General features: G+C 32.0%; 10 protein-coding genes and 1 pseudogene. All 11 read right to left on the bottom strand.

The genetic code is table 11. The features are described 5' to 3' along the window. Positions 1 to 89: 89 nt before the first annotated feature. The 11 genes and pseudogenes from D7D81_RS19810 to D7D81_RS08010 all read right to left on the bottom strand — a co-directional run bounded on the left by D7D81_RS19810 (position 90) and on the right by D7D81_RS08010 (position 17,053). On the bottom strand, positions 90 to 722 hold the full coding sequence (locus D7D81_RS19810; protein ID WP_205739384.1) for a hypothetical protein: 633 nt from the start codon (positions 720 to 722) through the stop codon (positions 90 to 92). After that, positions 667 to 1,038: a hypothetical protein gene (locus tag D7D81_RS19805; RefSeq protein WP_205739383.1), complete on the bottom strand. Its 372-nt coding sequence runs from the start codon at positions 1,036 to 1,038 to the stop codon at positions 667 to 669. The genes D7D81_RS19810 and D7D81_RS19805 overlap by 56 nt, the downstream gene beginning before the upstream one ends. 6 nt (positions 1,039 to 1,044) lie before the next feature. Then, positions 1,045 to 1,410 (bottom strand): ASCH domain-containing protein, encoded by a 366-nt coding sequence (locus D7D81_RS08050; protein WP_125988949.1) that lies wholly within the window; start codon positions 1,408 to 1,410, stop codon positions 1,045 to 1,047. A 345-nt stretch (positions 1,411 to 1,755) separates the two neighbouring features. After that, entirely contained in the window at positions 1,756 to 4,497 is a 2,742-nt protein-coding gene (locus D7D81_RS08045) for a DEAD/DEAH box helicase (RefSeq protein ID WP_125988947.1), read from the bottom strand. Positions 4,498 to 4,547: 50 nt separating this feature from the next. Further along, positions 4,548 to 7,505, bottom strand: a complete 2,958-nt coding sequence (locus D7D81_RS08040) for a type I restriction endonuclease subunit R (protein ID WP_125988945.1) — start codon at positions 7,503 to 7,505, stop codon at positions 4,548 to 4,550. Between the two features lie 95 nt (positions 7,506 to 7,600). Further along, positions 7,601 to 8,875, bottom strand: a complete 1,275-nt coding sequence (locus tag D7D81_RS08035; RefSeq protein WP_205739382.1) for a restriction endonuclease subunit S — start codon at positions 8,873 to 8,875, stop codon at positions 7,601 to 7,603. Positions 8,876 to 8,967: 92 nt separating this feature from the next. Next, positions 8,968 to 10,940: pseudogene (locus tag D7D81_RS08030) on the bottom strand (type I restriction-modification system subunit M). Positions 10,941 to 11,238: 298 nt separating this feature from the next. After that, on the bottom strand, positions 11,239 to 12,846 hold the full coding sequence (locus D7D81_RS19465) for a hypothetical protein (RefSeq protein WP_205739380.1): 1,608 nt from the start codon (positions 12,844 to 12,846) through the stop codon (positions 11,239 to 11,241). A gap of 40 nt (positions 12,847 to 12,886) precedes the next feature. Then, positions 12,887 to 13,663 carry a hypothetical protein gene (locus D7D81_RS08020; protein WP_125988919.1) on the bottom strand — a complete coding sequence of 259 codons (777 nt, stop codon included), beginning with the start codon at positions 13,661 to 13,663 and terminating at the stop codon, positions 12,887 to 12,889. A gap of 210 nt (positions 13,664 to 13,873) precedes the next feature. Continuing rightward, positions 13,874 to 16,372 carry an MBL fold metallo-hydrolase gene (locus D7D81_RS08015; protein ID WP_125988941.1) on the bottom strand — a complete coding sequence of 833 codons (2,499 nt, stop codon included), beginning with the start codon at positions 16,370 to 16,372 and terminating at the stop codon, positions 13,874 to 13,876. Between the two features lie 228 nt (positions 16,373 to 16,600). After that, positions 16,601 to 17,053, bottom strand: a complete 453-nt coding sequence (locus D7D81_RS08010) for a VOC family protein (protein ID WP_125988939.1) — start codon at positions 17,051 to 17,053, stop codon at positions 16,601 to 16,603. Between the last annotated feature and the right edge of the window lie 95 nt (positions 17,054 to 17,148).

Genomic DNA, 17,148 nt, shown 5'->3' with positions numbered 1-17,148 from the left:
AACCTCACCTAATTCTAGTATTCTTTTAAATTGATTATCTGTAAGCAGAACAGTAACCCAACGTTTATCTCCATCTATTCCTACATCTTCTATAAGTTGTTTTCTGATTGGCCTTTTTTTAAAGCAATATTATACAACATTTTAATTAAAAAGGGATACTTTTTGCTTTTCCAAAATTTTCTTAGCTCTTTTTCTTCGAAAACACTATACTTAATACAATAATCCAGAAATTCCTTATAAGAACTAAATTGACTAATATGTTTTATTTCTTCAACAACACATACAGAAGTCGCAACAGACTCATACCAAGCTGGTCCATTATCACTAGTCCTATATATAACAGCTATATCACCTTTTTTAAATCTATCAAGATGATATGCTCCTGAAAGATAAATTTTTTCGATACTATTACTGGAAGATACATCTTCTATAAATAAGTCTTTTTCAGTTCTTAATTTAGAATCTGGAAACATTCTAGTATGAAATTTTGGATAAATAGATAATAAAAATTTATTATTATCTCTTATATGTATTTTAGGATAGTCTAAATACATATCATTAAATATTTTATTAGCATTTTTTATGTACACGCTTTCTACACCAGATACACTATCTTTTTTACCATAATAGTAGAACCCATATCTTTCAAATAAATCTATTAAACTACTATGTTTGTCGAATATTGTCACATAAGCTTTCATATTTTTTTCTATACATTTCATCAATAATTAATTTAATAAATCTGTCTCCTACTTTGGTACCATGTGCATTTACTTTAAAGGTTCCTACTTTGAGCCTTCTTTTTAATTCAAAGTGAGGAGTAATTGAGCTATCTTCTTCTTTTTCTTCCTTTAAATACAAAAATCCCTGAAGCCCATTATCTTCCAGTACATAAGCAGATTGTTCATCTTCAGCTTTTCTTAGAAACCATTTTTCGAATCCAGGATAATCAGCTTTTAAACTATCAAAAAATTCATTATTTAGATCCAATTCTTCAAACTTTTTCCTTTGAATAGCATTCATGTCTAACTTTATCACCCTTTTTTAAAAGTTTTTCATATCGCTATCACCTAATATATTGAATTTTATAGCCACTACTCCCATAGAATCTTCTTCTTTTTTAGTATATATAGTATGTATTTTATTCAAAATCTCTTTAACACCCATATTTTTATACCCGAAATTTGTAATAGGAAAATATCTATATATATCTAAAAAACTAGGAAAAATAAAAACCTGTTCAACATTGACTAGCACATTTTCATCTAAATACGGTAATTTATAAAATAATATCTTATCATTACTTTTTATCTTTTTTCTTTTCTCATCATTTAAACGAACCTCTATTCTTTTATTATTACATTTTATATTATTGAATTCATCTTTAAATAATTTCATAGTATATGTCATAATCAATCACCTTCTTAATTGGCATTTCTTAAATATATTATAAAACATTTGTTCGTTAATGTCAATCTTAAGTATTAAAATAAGCAAGTTTTAAGATCTAGTCTATATTCAGTTACAACTTCTTCTATATCTTCTTTCATAATAATTGTATAATTATGAAAAACAAAGAATAATCCTCCTAGAAATTGATTTGAAAGAAAATAATTGATTTATTTCCTCGCTGCTAAGCATTCTATTCGATATTTGACTATTTTAACGAATAATTACTCGATTATAAAGAGATAGGATTGAAAAGTTGAATTAATTTCTTCTCATTAAAAAAATAAATTCATTACTAAGAATGGCTCATAATAATTCATCTAATTTGCTTATTATCTTTGATCGTTCACCGCTTCCTGTAGTAGCAAGCCTTAAAAAATGCAAATTATATTTATTCAAAACTGCATTTTTTATTTTATCTCTTTCCAATTGCCTGGGATTATTTTCATGAAAAGCAAATCCATCTACTTCTATAATTAGAATCGGGTATTTATTTAATTTATTATAAATTACAAAATCAACTGAAGCATTATGATTTACATATTTTTTTTCATCTTCATTGAGTTTATCAGTCTTTTTTAATAAATTTTTTAGTAATACTTGTGTAGCAACCTTTAGATTATTATACTTCACATCACTAATAATATCATTTAACAATATGTACATTATATTTTCTGATTTATATTTTAATTTCTTTAACAATCTTCTTTTAAATGATATAAGTTTTTCCGAATACTCTTGATAAAACAAATCGAACACCGATACTATTTCACTGTTTATAACATTTTTGTCCAATGTATTGTATTCTATATAATTTATTAAACCTTTAACTTCTTTTCCATATTTATTAAATAATGAGTTATCTGTAACTAAAACAAATCTTTTCTTGGCTCTTGAAACAGCAACGTTTATTTTACATGGGTCATCGACAAATGAAATTCCAATCTTTCCAAAATGTGTTTTATCAAGAACCGTTGACATAATCATTATTTCTTTTTCACGTCCTTGATATTTATGTATGGTATCACACTCTATTTCCTTATTTAAAACACTATTTGCTTTTTCCACCTGTTTTCTATAAGGGGTAGTAAATCCAATATCTAAGTTGTTTCCAGTACATAATATAGGGTTTTCTAATATTTCTTCAACTGTGACATCTATTTCTCTTTGATTAAATTTTCCTTTTTTCTCTCCTCTTGTAACAGTTCTCATATGATTACCTTTGCTTGTACGATAAAGTATTAAAGAATCATCATTTTCATCTTCTTTAGTAAAAGGAATTAATTCCCCATCATAATATTTCTGATTACAAAATTCAATTATTTTAGGATGACACCTATAATGTTCTCTTAGTATAACCTTGGACAATTTTTCTTTATAAAGAAAATACATTGAGGATAATATATTATGTTTGAAATAATTATAAGTATCTTCTATTTTATAATTCTTTATTTTATCCTGTATAGAGTCATCAACTATTTGAGGTAATTGTCTCATATCTCCAACAATAATGACATTTTTACAACAAGATAAAGCTAACGCACCAGACAGTAAGTCAACTTGAGATGATTCATCTATAATCATGTAATCAAACAAATAATTTTCAGGTATACAATTGCGCAGCGAATGAGTAGTACTAAGTATAACAGGAAAGTTATTAATAAATTCATTAAAATTCTTTTTATATGTATGTATGTTTAAATTAATTTTCTTTTTACTATGATATTTTTTATATAATTTATGTTTAAATAAGGCTATCGAATATTCTTCATGCTGTTTAATCAATTTATCAAATAAACAATTTTTTAATTGATTTTGCAGATTTTCTATTCCCTTTTCTAAAAAATCTATTTTTAGTTCATAATATTCTCTTTGTAAGTTCAATATAATATCCATCTCTTTTGTTTTTAAGTTCTTAAAATCAGAAAAACCATACTTAAATAATATTTTCAGTTTATAGAAAATACTATACGATTTTTTCTTTTCCTTTGCAAAATAGTTATCTACTAAAAATGAAATTATTTTTTCAGGAGTTTTACGATAAAATGATAATTGTTTAATTTCACTTATTCTTTGGTTCTCATAATAAACATCAAAATGTTGTTTTTCCATAATATAAGCAGACAATTTTTGCTGCATTTTTGCTTTTTTATTATTTAAATCCAACAGATAATCAATACGTTTATTTAATTTATTTATTTTTTTTAATAATATATTTTCTTCAATTTCACTTTTCCAATTGGCCGGAACGTCAAACTTAGGTAATTTATTAAAAAATTTTTCTTTATTTTTATACTTTCCCAAAGAAGCCACAAAAAAGTTATACTTTTTAGCTTCAAGTTTATCTCTAACATTTTGTACCGCTGCATTATTTCCCGATACAACTGCAACTGTTTTATCCTGTATAACTAAATTAGCTATTATATTAAGTATGGTCTGTGTTTTTCCTGTTCCAGGAGGACCTTCAATGATTGATATATTGTTTTTTAAAGCATTTTTCAGTGCCTGTTTCTGGCTTAAATTAAATTTAAATGGAAAAATAATTTTATTTTTATATGATGAAGTTTTTAAATGGTCTTTATTTATATAACTACTCAATATACTTCTAGGACTAATAAATTTAAGTTTTTCATATTCTTTTTTTAAAAAAGATTCTGATTCATCATCTGTATTAGTATACTGAGATATTTCTGTCCAATATTCAAGTATATTTTTTACAGCTGCTGTATTTATGCTGTTATTCTCAATTCTCAGTGATTTTAAATCACATATTATGCTTTTACCTTTATTATAAATAATTTTTACTTTTCCATTAAAATTTAAAACCTGCTCAACATTATATATCGGCACGTCTTCACAATATACTGCTTTATTTGTTATATCAAGACTTATAGGGTTCTTCTTAATATTTACATTTTTTATACTATATCCATACACCTTACTTCCCCTAAATTTTATCTTTATTCTTTGACCTTGTTTTTCGAAAAACACTATATCTTTTGTTCTATCCTCACCTTTTAAAATTATTAAATATTTATTTTGATCCATCTCTTACAACCCCGTTATTCTATTATGTACTATATTTGAAACCTTTTTCACTAAGCCCTCGCCTGTAATCCCTCATATACCTGTTCCAGCAAATACACCTTAATTGCAGACTGAAAATCTTCATCATTCATCATTTTAGCAAATACCTTTTGATTTTTGTTCATTCGGCTCATGGCTTTTTTCATAAAAGCATTATCAAAGGCATATCTAAAATTATCTTTAGTATTATTTTTAGCCTGCCTGGCCAGGGTTTCATCATTCATCATATCTTCCTGAATCTGATCAACAAAGAGCTTATCTGCTTCAGTAAAATTCTCGGCTCCAAAGTGATCATTAAAGATTTTAATAATCTCAGAAAGGGCCTCTTTTTCTTCCTCCTGTTTTTTCCCTGAACCTGCATGGGTTGTCCCTCTAATCTCCTCTGTCTCACTTATCCTGTTATCCCCACTAAACGTTTCCTCTATCCGGTAGTATTCCAGAGTTACATCATTATCTAGGGAGATCATACCGGAGTTGTTTTCTCTGGGTAATTTTTTAAGTAAAAATCTGCCGTAGCTATATAGTTTGTGCAAATCAATATCTTTAAAGGGTATTATCTGCAATAAAAAAGCATACTGTCTGACAAAAGTAGTCAGAGTACTCTTGAAATCTGCCTGTTCTTCTTCATCCCTTTCCCTGTATCTCTCTACAGCTGGATCCAGATAGGCATTTAATAAGCCCTGGGCATCAGCCTGGTCTTTTTTAGTAGGATCATAGAAGACACTGTTGAATTTTTCAACTTCCGAATGCCAGTAAATATTATAATCATCCAGCTTATATTTCAGATCATAAAGTAGATTGGGGTCAGATGTTTCTTCTACAATAGTCTGTTCATAATAAGGCTTATATGCTTCCTGAATCTCTTCAGCTTCATTAACAAAGTCCAGCACAAAGGTATCATGTTTACCTTTATGTGTACGGTTTAATCTTGATAGAGTCTGCACAGCAGCTATTCCTGATAGTTTTTTATCGACAAACATAGTATGCAGTAAAGGCTGGTCAAATCCAGTCTGATATTTATTAGCTACAATTAGTACATGGTAATCATCTGTATTAAACCTTTCCCGGAGTTCATCCTGAGGAAAACCATTCATCCCGGCCTCTGTATATTCCTTATCTATATCTTTTTCCTTAACCGTTCCTGAGAAAGCAACCAGGGTATTTACCTCGTTATAGCCATTTTCTCTTATATATTTATCAAAGGCTTTTTTATAGCGAACTGCATGTAAGCGGGAAGAGGTAACAACCATTGCTTTGGCCTTACCAGCTATTTTATGTCTTGTCACCCGGTAAAAGTGCTCCATCATTATTTCTGTCTTCTGGGCAATATTATGTGGATGGAGTGATACAAAGCGGGCAATTGCTCTGCTACCTTTCTTCTTATCTACTTCCGGATCATCTTCAATCTTCTTGGCAACCTTATAATATGTCTTATAGGTAGTATAGTTCTGTAGAACATCAAGGATAAATCCTTCTTCAATGGCCTGGCGCATCGAATAGAGATGGAAGGGGTGGGGATTACCCTCTTCATCTATTACACCAAACCTCTCCAGTGTCTTGGCTTTAGGAGTTGCGGTAAAGGCAAAGAAACTTAAGTTGGGCTGCCGTCCCTGTTTCTCCAGAGTATTGGCAATTTCATCTTCATAGGTATATTCCTCATCATCCTCTTCCTGCTCTGAATTTACCAGAACTTTTTTTAAGGAAGTGGCCAGTTCTCCACTCTGAGAACGGTGGCCTTCATCAATAATCACTGCATATTTCCTCTCCGGTAAGGAACCTATTTTCTCTATGACATAAGGAAACTTATGTAGGGTAGTGATGATTATCTTGGAACCTGATTCAAGGGCCTTAGCCAGCTGAGTAGAATCTTTATCGATCTTCTGCACAACCCCATGTTTATGTTCAAACTGATAGATAGTTTCCTGCAGCTGCTGGTCAAGTATCTTACGATCGGTGATGACGATTACCGAATCAAATATTAATTGATCATTTTTATTATGTAGACTGGAAAAATGATGAGCTAACCAGGCAATAGTAATACTCTTACCACTACCGGTGGAATGCTGAACCAGATAGTTCTTACCTACACCATTTTCCCTGACATCAAAGACCATCTTCCGGACAGCATCTAGCTGATGAAAGCGGGGAAAGATCATTATTTCATTTACCTTTCTCCGCCCATTCTCCATCTTCTCTTCTTTATTAAGATGCATAAAGCGGCCAAAGATATCCAGTAGACTGTCCCTATTCCAGATTCCACTCCATAAATATGCTGTTTTATATCCATCCGGGTTGGGTGGATTACCGACACCATTTTCATAACCCTTATTATAGGGAAGAAAGAAAGTCTTATCACCGGCCAGTCTGGTGGTCATATAGGCCAGATCAGGATCAACTGCAAAATGAACTAAAGACCTCCTGTTAAACTGAAAGATAAGTTCTCCAGGATCCCGGTCTTTCTTGTACTGGATCTTTGCATTTTCAACAGTCTGTCCGGTCAAGTGATTTTTCAATTCTATGGTTACTAAGGGGAAACCATTAACACTTAAGACCATATCCAGGGAATTGTTATTTTTGAGACTATAGTGGAGCTGTCTGGTTACCTTTAAAATATTCTTATTATATAATTTCATAATCTCAGGATTTAAGCCGCTGGCAGGAGCAAAGTAGACCAGGTTAAAGTGGATACCATAATCAGTAACTCCCCGGCGCAGGACATCCAGAATACCACGCTGCTTAATTACCCGGTCCAGCCGGTAGAGGAACTTCTCTTCTGCCTTATCTCCATGGACTTTTTTAAGGTTTTTCCATTCATCAGCCTGGGTATCTTGAATAAATTCGAATAATGTCCTGGTATCGATCCCCCATTCCTGATTGTAATCTTCTGAATATCCTTTTTGATATCCATGGTTCAGTAAATATTCTTCTATAGCCTCTTCAAAAGTCTTTTCACTATGGTCTACTACCACTGAGATCAGCTCCCCTCTAACTTCTTATAAATAAATCCTTGGCTTTTTCAAAATCATCATTATTATATAGAGTTACTTCTAAGTCTCCGGTACCATCACTCATCCTGATAAACCTCCCTGACATCTATCTTCCCCGTAACAGCATTTGATATAAGGGCCTGTCTGTATTCTTTTAAGTTGGAGATTTGCTGAGTTACTTTTTCTACGAGCGTGTCTATTTTGCTGGTTTCTTTGTCCAGGTAGTCGGCTATTTGCTGTTGTTCTTCTATAGGAGGTAATAAAATTTTTAAATTCTTCAATTCCCCTAAACTAATTCTTAATCTTGTTGTACCTGAAGAAACCTTTTCTGCTTCTTGTCTTATAAATTTTGAATTAATTGAATATACCAGAAAATCCCTATTTATTTTTTTAATATTTGGACTTAACTTTACACAATCTGCAACTATAACATACTTACCATAAACACTTTTTACAATTGCTGCTCTAGCAACAGGATCAGCCATTTTAGCAATAACTATATCTCCTGGAAAAATATTGTGCTTATATAATTCTCTTGCTTTTTCTTCTGAAATATAGTTAGTATTTTGAATAACATGTTCTCCTATTTTTATATTATTCAACTGTATAAGTGGGATCCCATCATCTGTATATTCTTCATTTTTCAAATCAGATCCAAAAGGACCATCTACAAATGAATATTCTTCTTTCGCTTGAATACGCTTTAGTTGGGTAATCTCCCACTGCTCGGGTATCTCTCCTAGGAATTCAATACCTGAATCCTTCATTGGTACATCAGAATTAAGTCCTTTTGTTACTGCTTGGCTTATAAGGGCCTGTCGCTTTTCCTGTAATAATTCAATTAACTGTTCTTTTTTGTCTATCAATTGATCAATACGGCCAGTTTCTTTATCGAAAAAGATTGCTATAGCTTTTTGTTCTTTAATAGGCGGTACTGGCATTTGAATAGATCCCAATTCAGGTACAGTAATTGTCTTAATTGTTGTTTGGGTAGACACATTATTTAAGATACCTTCAAATAAATTACTGTTTAATATAATTGATAACCATTTTGAATTAATTAATTGTCTTTTTGGAGATAGTTTCAATAAATTTGCAGTTATATTTGCACCTTCTAATTCTTCTTTTACTAAACCAATTTTACCCATAGTTCCCCTAACAGACATTACTATATCTCCTTTAGAAAGAATCGTTTTAGGAAATCTACTTGAAGTTTTTTTTGAAATATATCGTGGTTCTTTACTTAAATCTATATAGCCTTTTTTTAGCATTTCTCCCCTAACTTCTATGACTCCAGTATCTTCATACTTTATACCATAATATGTTGGATATCTATAAATCAAGGTAAACAACCATTTAAATTTACTAACTTCCCAATGCTCAGGTATCTCTCCCAACCATTCAATACCAGAATTCTTCATCTCAGGATAAACAGGGTATTTCATTAACCTGTCACCTCTTTTAATAGGTCCAGTATCTCTTTTTCTAATTCCTTTATATCATTATCTATCTCTTCCAACGGTCTTAATTCCTCATATTCGTAAAAATATCTGGTAAATGGTATTTCATATCCTATCTGAGTCTTAGAATGGTCTATCCAGGCATCTTTTAGATGTGGTTTGATTTCTCTTTCAAAGTAATCCTCTATATCTTCTTTAAGAGGCACATTCTCATATTCCCTCAAATCGGAATCAGCTTTTAGGTTGCCACTTTTATCCTTAGCTGGTTCGGCTGTTTCGTCCTCTTCACCAAAGGCATTAAAGATAGCCTTTTTGATATAGGCATAAAGACTAATATCGATATCTGAGAATACTTCTTTTAGTATCTTCATAAATTGATCATGGTTTTTATAGACTACCTCTGGATCAAATTTTTCCTCCAGGCCAGCGATAATCTGTTCCTTTATTTCTTCACCATTATCACGATCAGCGATTTTTTGAAATCCAGATTCATCTTTTAAAGCCTCTATTCTTTCAGGATTGACCTGATAACTCCTTCTTAATGGTTGTTCAACACAAATTCTCTGGTAACCAAAATCCTCATTTTCAAATATCTTACTATACTTACTTTCTTTAAATTCTCCATATAGTTTAGTTATTTCTTCTATCTGTTCTTTAGTAATCATATTTCTTTTATTACCCAGACTCTTTCGCATCTTTTCATAAAAATCCACTGCATTTATAAGCTGGACCTTACCTTTCCGCTCATTTTTCTTATTATTGGTAACAATCCAGATATATGTTGAGATACCTGTATTATAGAAAAGCTGGTCTGGAAGAGCCACAATAGCTTCCAACCAGTCATTTTCAATAATCCAGCGGCGGATATTACTTTCTCCTGAACCTGCTCCTCCTGTAAAGAGCGGGGAACCATTAAAAACTATCCCTATTCTACTTCCATCTAATTTCATCTTGGAGATCATATGCTGCAGGAAGAGCAAGGAACCATCACTTACTCTAGGTGTTCCAGCCCCAAATCTACCATTATAACTCATCTTCTTTTCTTCTTCTTTTATAGGTTTACTATATTTCTTCCAGTCAACTCCAAAAGGGGGATTGGTAAGCATATAGTCAAATCTTTCATCTTCCAAACCATCTTCGGTAAAACTGTTACCAAAGTAAATATTTTTAGCGCTCTCTCCCTTTAGCAGCATATCAGATTTACAAATGGCATATGATTCAGGATTAATCTCCTGACCAAAAACCTCCAGCCTGGCATCTCTATTTAATTTCCTTAGATAATCTTCAGCAACAGATAACATACCACCTGTTCCACAGGCAGGGTCAAAGAGGGTACGGATAATTCCAGGTTTACTTAATCCTGCTGAATCATCATTAAAAATAAGGTTAACCATCAGTTTGATAACTTCCCTGGGTGTAAAATGTTCTCCAGCAGTTTCATTAGACTGCTCCGAAAACCTGCGGATTAGCTCTTCAAAGATATAGCCCATTTCTAGATTGCTTACTACATCTGGATGCAGATCTACCTCACTAAATCGCTGGACAATCATATATAAGATATTAGCCCTGTCCAAACGTTGGATATGATCATTAAAGTTAAAAAAATCTATTATCTCTCTGGCATTTTTGGAGAAACCATTTATGTAGTACATTAAGTTATCTGCAATATTATTGGGATCATCCCTTAATTTCTCGAAGTCAAGTTTACTTGTATTATTAAATTGAATTTCTCTTCCAGCAACCTCATTTAAGATTGGTTCTGGATCCTTAACTCCCATTTTTTCTAATTCTTCTTTTTTCTTTAGTACATCTTCTTTACTTGGGTCTAAGACACAATCTAAGCGGCGTAACACTGTCATTGGCAAGATTACTTTTCCATAGTCAGATTGTTTGTAATCCCCCGTAGTATCTCAGCTATACTCCAAATAAAACTTACTTTATCCTGAAAGTTTACCATATTTATTGCTTCCCCTCTTCCATATATCATACACTGGTATTTAATTTTAACATTAATTTTCTACATCATTAATAAACTTCACCAAAATACATTAATTTCCTGCAAAAAATCTGTAAGAAATAGGTATATTAATTATACCAATTTTAATTATTTACATTAAGTCTTTTTTACTATTTTACTATGTTTATTTCAGCATAATATTAATAAATCCTTTATATTCGACAAAACTAGCCATAAAATAAAAAATAACCAGGCAGCCCTGGTCATCATCCTATCCGACTTTTTCTCAACAAAAATATTATACACCATAATAATCTTTCCTATTGTATAATTTACAACCAACAATAATCCATCCGTCCCGTTTTTTAGCTGCCTCCTCTCCCTCTTTTCTCATCTTCTCTCTTTCCTTTTTATACCTGGCTTCTTTCCATTCTTTTTCTTTGGCCAGCAATATCCTTTCTTCTTCCCTTTTCTTTTGTTCTTCTTTTTCCTTCTCTGCTTTTTCTTTTGCTTCGTCTTTTTCAGTTATAAAGCTCTTAAAAAATTCATGACTTTTTTTAGTATCTGGAGAACCAAACTTTTGGGGTTCAAAAGCAGTAATTAATTCCTGTTTTAAATTATAGTCTGTTAAATCGCTATCATTATCCTGTTTATATCCTGGTTTTTTATAATTACCTATTTCCTTGATAGTTTCTTCTAATATTGCTTTACAACGATTCCTAAATTCTCTAATAGAACAATATAATTCATCATCCTTATCTTTAGCTTTTGCTTCTTCTTTTTCCATAGTTACAACCAGTCTGTCCATTAAGGGGAATATTAGTACATCACTATGTTCTTTAATCTTAGATACAGCATTATATACTGGTCTTTCTTTATCTAAAACCAGAGTGTGTTTTTCATGATATTTTTTTAAAAAAACCAGCGACAGGTTGTCCAGTTTTTTCCCTTTAGCTTCTACTTCTTTTTCTATTTGCTCTACTGGGTCATCCTTTGTTTCCAGGGCTTTTATTATTGTTTCAATACTATCTTGCTTTTTAGTACCTAAAGCATCAGCAGCAGGGCTAAATTCTTTCTCATACTTTTTTATTGTTTCTTCAACAACTTCTCCGCCTCTCCCGCTTTCACTTTTTAAGAATTTTAAGATACCATCTTTAGTGTCTTGACTTAAATCTTTTTGTGTTCCAGTACATAAACCATATAGACCAAATTTTAAGGAGTCTTTATATCGTCTATTTGCTTGGCCATCATCACCATCAATTTTTGTAGCAGTCGGATCAGTCTTTTTCTTATTGATATATTTCCAACCTGATTTATGAGAATTATACCTGATTTCATACCAGGCCTCTGTTTTGTAATAGGCTTTATCTTTTTCACTAATACCATCTTTAACATAGTTTTTTACAGCATTACTAACGCCGCCGCCTATTACTGTAAGACGGGTATAACAAGTAGAAAATAACGCTATTTGTTCATTAGTCGATAATGTTTCTAAAATTTCTTTAGCTTTATCTTTAGTTACACTTGCTTTTTTTCTTATTCTTTCTATTAAATACCCTTCATATTCTTCCTGGAGTATTTTGAATAATTCTTTAGATTGGGCTTCTGTAATAGTGAATTTATTTAAAGTAGTTGAGTTATCTGTAACAAGTTTCTTAGCACCAGCTACATCTTTATCTTTTAATTTATCCATAACATCATCTAAAACATCTTCTATTTTTTTAATATCATCTTCACTTGGTAAAGTTATTCCGGCATCAACAAAATCGCAATCTTCAGCAAAAAGCTTTTTCCTTATATCCCAACCATCTTTACCATTAATTAATAATGCATAACCTACACTAATAGTCGGCACACCTGAACTACAAGCATAAATTTTAGTTTCACAAGATTCTACTGTTTTCATATGCGTATATAAGTCATCGGTGTTTATTATCAACTTCTTTTCACTCATCATTTTCCTCCTTTAAATTAATTTTATATTTTACAACAGTCAAACATTTGTATTTTTTGTTTTTCCAACTATAAAATTTTATAATAAACATTGTATCCCAGTCCCAAACCTCATAAATATAATATCTGTCTTTATATTTAATTATCCCATGATAGTCTTTTGTTCTAATTTTATCTCTGCCCTCATATTCAGGAGAAACATATTGGCCCCCCATACTGGCATTTGATTCATGATAAGGAATAGTCACATTATTCTTCTCATTCAATATACTATAGACTGAATGTCCATAGTCTTCATCCTCATTATAATACCCACTACTGTAAAAAACATCTTCTTTCCCATTTTCTTCATTATTATCAAAATTAATTTGATATATTTTAAAGTTGTAATGGGCGTATTTCTCATTATGCGTCATAAAATCTTCTTCATTACCTATAATCTCAAAATCAACAAATTTAAACTGAGGATATTTCTTTAAATACTTTTGAAACTCAGGGTCATTAATATCATCTGTCCTATACTCTGGTTTTATAAATTCTACCCTTCCATTTATAAAATCTTCATAAAATTGCCTGGCAAACTTATCTGTATCAGCTGGATAACCTTCAAAATCATCTATGTAATTGCTTATTTCATATTCCAAACCTTTTAAGCCCTCTAAAAACTTCAATAACTTATGGTTGTGTTCTTCAAAGTCACCATTTGCTAAAGATATACTTGAAAATACTAACATAATCATTAGACATAATATTATAGCTTTCTTCTGCATTTTAGCCCTCCTATAAAAATATCCATATTATGTAATTGCCGTTAATATTATATTATATTTTTATATGTATTACAAATTCTGGATTAAGCCTTTAGAACTAAAATTTTTAAAAAATTTTTCTCCCTCAAAATAAAAAAACTCCCGGATTTCTCCGGGAATTTTAGTACATATAAAATATAAACACAAAAAAAGATCTTAAAAAGTTTTTATCTACAAGATAATTTCATACCCTGTTCTTTCTTTAAAATTTTGTTTAAACTCAGCAGTTTCTGCTGCAGTTAACTCACCATCAATATCAACTTTCACCTGGGCTCTATCTGTATAAAGACCGGGATTTTTCTTCAATCTAATATCATAATCCAGGGCCATCCTCTTAACTATCTTTATTATCTCATTCTGAATAGCTGTGTTCCCAATTTTTATATTCCAACCTGTATCCACTTCCAGCTTGTCCACCTCTTCCTGATACCTACTACCAACTTCAGGTGATATAAAATATATCTCCATATATGGTATTCCATCAGCTACTTTACGACTTTTTTTATATATTTCTACTCCCAGAGATTTAAAGGCCTCATCAATATAGGCAAAGGCTTGATTTTGCTCCATCATCTGTTCACTATCAATCTCTCTTAAAGACAGGCTCTCTCTTTTACCAACTACACCTTCTGGAGTATCAATAAGTAGTTCTATTCCACTTTTTTCATAAAACTCAGCAGTAATCTTTTCAATATCTACTGGCTTATGATTCAGACTTAACTCACACTTCTTTTTATCACGATAATAAGATATTTTTTTAACATTAATATCCCGTGGAAGCAATTTATAGGCAAGTTCTTCAAGGGCTATCTGATTACAGTCCTCATTCAGCTCTACTTCCCAACCAGTCTCCTCTTTGAGCTTTTCTATCTCATCTTTGAACTTCTTCTGAGCCACAGCAGGAAAGTTAAAATCAAGCAGGATAATATTTTCTTCTATTCGAGCTCCCCTTTTATAAAGTCCAGTTTCTGGTGGGAAAATACTATCAACTACAGAAAACATCTGATTCATCTCCATTATACCATCATCTTCAGCCAGGTCTTCTTCTGAAACAGGATGATAGAGAAAAAGCCTTCTGCGGTTTGGTGTAAAATATTTGCTGTTATTTAATATTTCCAGATATCTCTCAACTTTATCAGAACCAAATGAATCCATACCCTCCTGAATAAATACTATCTCTTCAACAGAAAAACCAATATCTGTACCTGTTTTCCTATATATATGTTCCCACAATTTCTCGATATTTTCTTCAGTCAACCCTTCGCTATTTAAGGGCTTTATATCCTTACTATAACTAAGCTGCTTACGAGGGTTCTTAAAATCAAAGGAATATGACTCACCATTATCAGGCACATACACTCTACCTCGTATATCCTGACTCATCTCCAGGGCCAACTCATCGATGACTTTCTGATCCCCATGTACCAAAAATATTCTACGGGGAGATACACGATGAATAAGTCCGATCAACTGTCCTTTATCTGCATGTGCTGAAAGCCCATATTTAGCGAATTGACATTCAACCGACAGTCTTTTACTATTTAATACTATCTCCCGGTCTTCTTCATCACTTTCCAGAAGATCCACTATATCTCTACCTGGAGCTTCTTCGTCCTGATAACCAGTAATTGCAATAAAGTTTTCCTCTTGATCTAGCAGTTTTTCAGCATAATATGAACTGGGGCCGCCTTTTAACATTCCTGAACTGGAAATAATACATAAAGGTCCATCACTATCAACTATCTCTTCTCTCATCTCATTATCAGTAACCTCTATAATATTTTCATCATAAAAAATATCATTTCCCCTAAATATCTTACGGGCCAGATTAGACTGCAAATAGTTTGGATTCAGTTTATATATCCGGTTAATAGCTCTAATCATGCCATCTATATAAATCTTAAACTGGGGAAGCTGCTTTTTATTAATGGCTCTGCGTAAAATAAGTATAATCTCCTGAGCCCTACCGAGGGCAAAAGCTGGAATGAGTATTTTCCCCTTCTTCTCGATAACTTCTTTTACAGCAGCAATAAGTCTTTCTTCCTCAATATCTCTATTGGAATGAAGTTTATCACCATAAGTAGATTCTGAGATCATCACATCGGGCCTAAGTTGGGGAACAGAACAACCTATTACCGTATTTTGATCTGTTACAGAATAATCACCGGTAAAGAGTATTGTTCCTTCATCAGCCTGTATATAAACAAGGGCAGCACCAGCAATATGACCAGCATTATAAAAAGTGACTTTTATATCTTCACCAGGAATAGCCTTAAAGGAATATTGGGGAGAATAGCAAACAACCCGGTCAAGCATCTCCACAACGTGTTTTTCCGCATAGATAGGTATATCTGCCTCAGCCCTTTCCATGATTTTAAGGCTATCATAGAGCAAAACCCTGAGTAGAGCCTTACTGGCATGAGTCATATATATTCGAGCTCCGGGATATTCTCTACTGATCACCGGCAGGGCTCCACTATGATCCAGGTGAGCATGACTGACTATAATAACATCTACCCCTCCCTCTTCCTGAATCAAGCGAAAATCCGGTAAATTGTCACTTCCCTTCATTCTGATTCCACAATCTAGCAAAATATTCTTGCCGTCAAGTTTTATTAAATAACAGCTAGCACCCACTTCTCTGGCACCACCGCAAAAAGTAATATCCACTAAGAACACTCCCACTTTTTTGAAATTGCAATATTGTTTTTCTACACCATTATATAAACTTCAATAAAATACATTAATTTCCTGCAAGAAATTTGTAAGTAACTTAGCAAATATTGATTACATTAATAACTGAGGTATTAAGAGAAATTTCCCCATCATCTAGAGCAATTTTTACAGATAAATCGAATCCTATGTTCATCTACATATACTTCTGTTTCCATCAACAACCTATTTACTCCAATTTTGTATTTCTATAAAATTCCCCTCTGGATCTTGTGCATACACTGCTGTTAAAATTCCAAGTTCACCATAATCTTTTTTAATAATTTGACCCAGTTTTTTCCCACCATTCTGTAATACCTTTTCTAATACATCATCTACTGCATCAACATGAAATGCTATATGACCAAAACCCTGATCATTTATTTCACTCTCACTATTCCTTAATTTTTGAGGCTTATATTCAAAAATTTCTAAAGTTGGTCCATTTTCATAACCTGGTAATCTTAAATGTATACCCTTTATATTAACATTATTAATATTTGTCACCTTATCTATCCATTTACCTGAAAGGTCTCTTTCTGGATATAAAGGTTTACAATCAAAAACGTTAATATAAAATTGAGATAATTTTTTCCAATCACGAGCAATAATATTTGTATGAACGTATTTAATACTCATTTTTTCCTCCTAAGTTTTTGATTTCCTCATTTTTACCTAATAAATCATAGTCACTTAAACAAAAGTGTAACTACCCCTACCACATATAATGCAGG

It is taken from the genome of Halocella sp. SP3-1, from assembly GCF_003953885.1.
GTDB lineage: Bacteria > Bacillota > Halanaerobiia > Halanaerobiales > DTU029 > Iocasia > Iocasia fonsfrigidae.
Note: the sequence above shows the minus strand (reverse complement) of the source record. Positions and strands in the feature narration are given on the sequence as shown.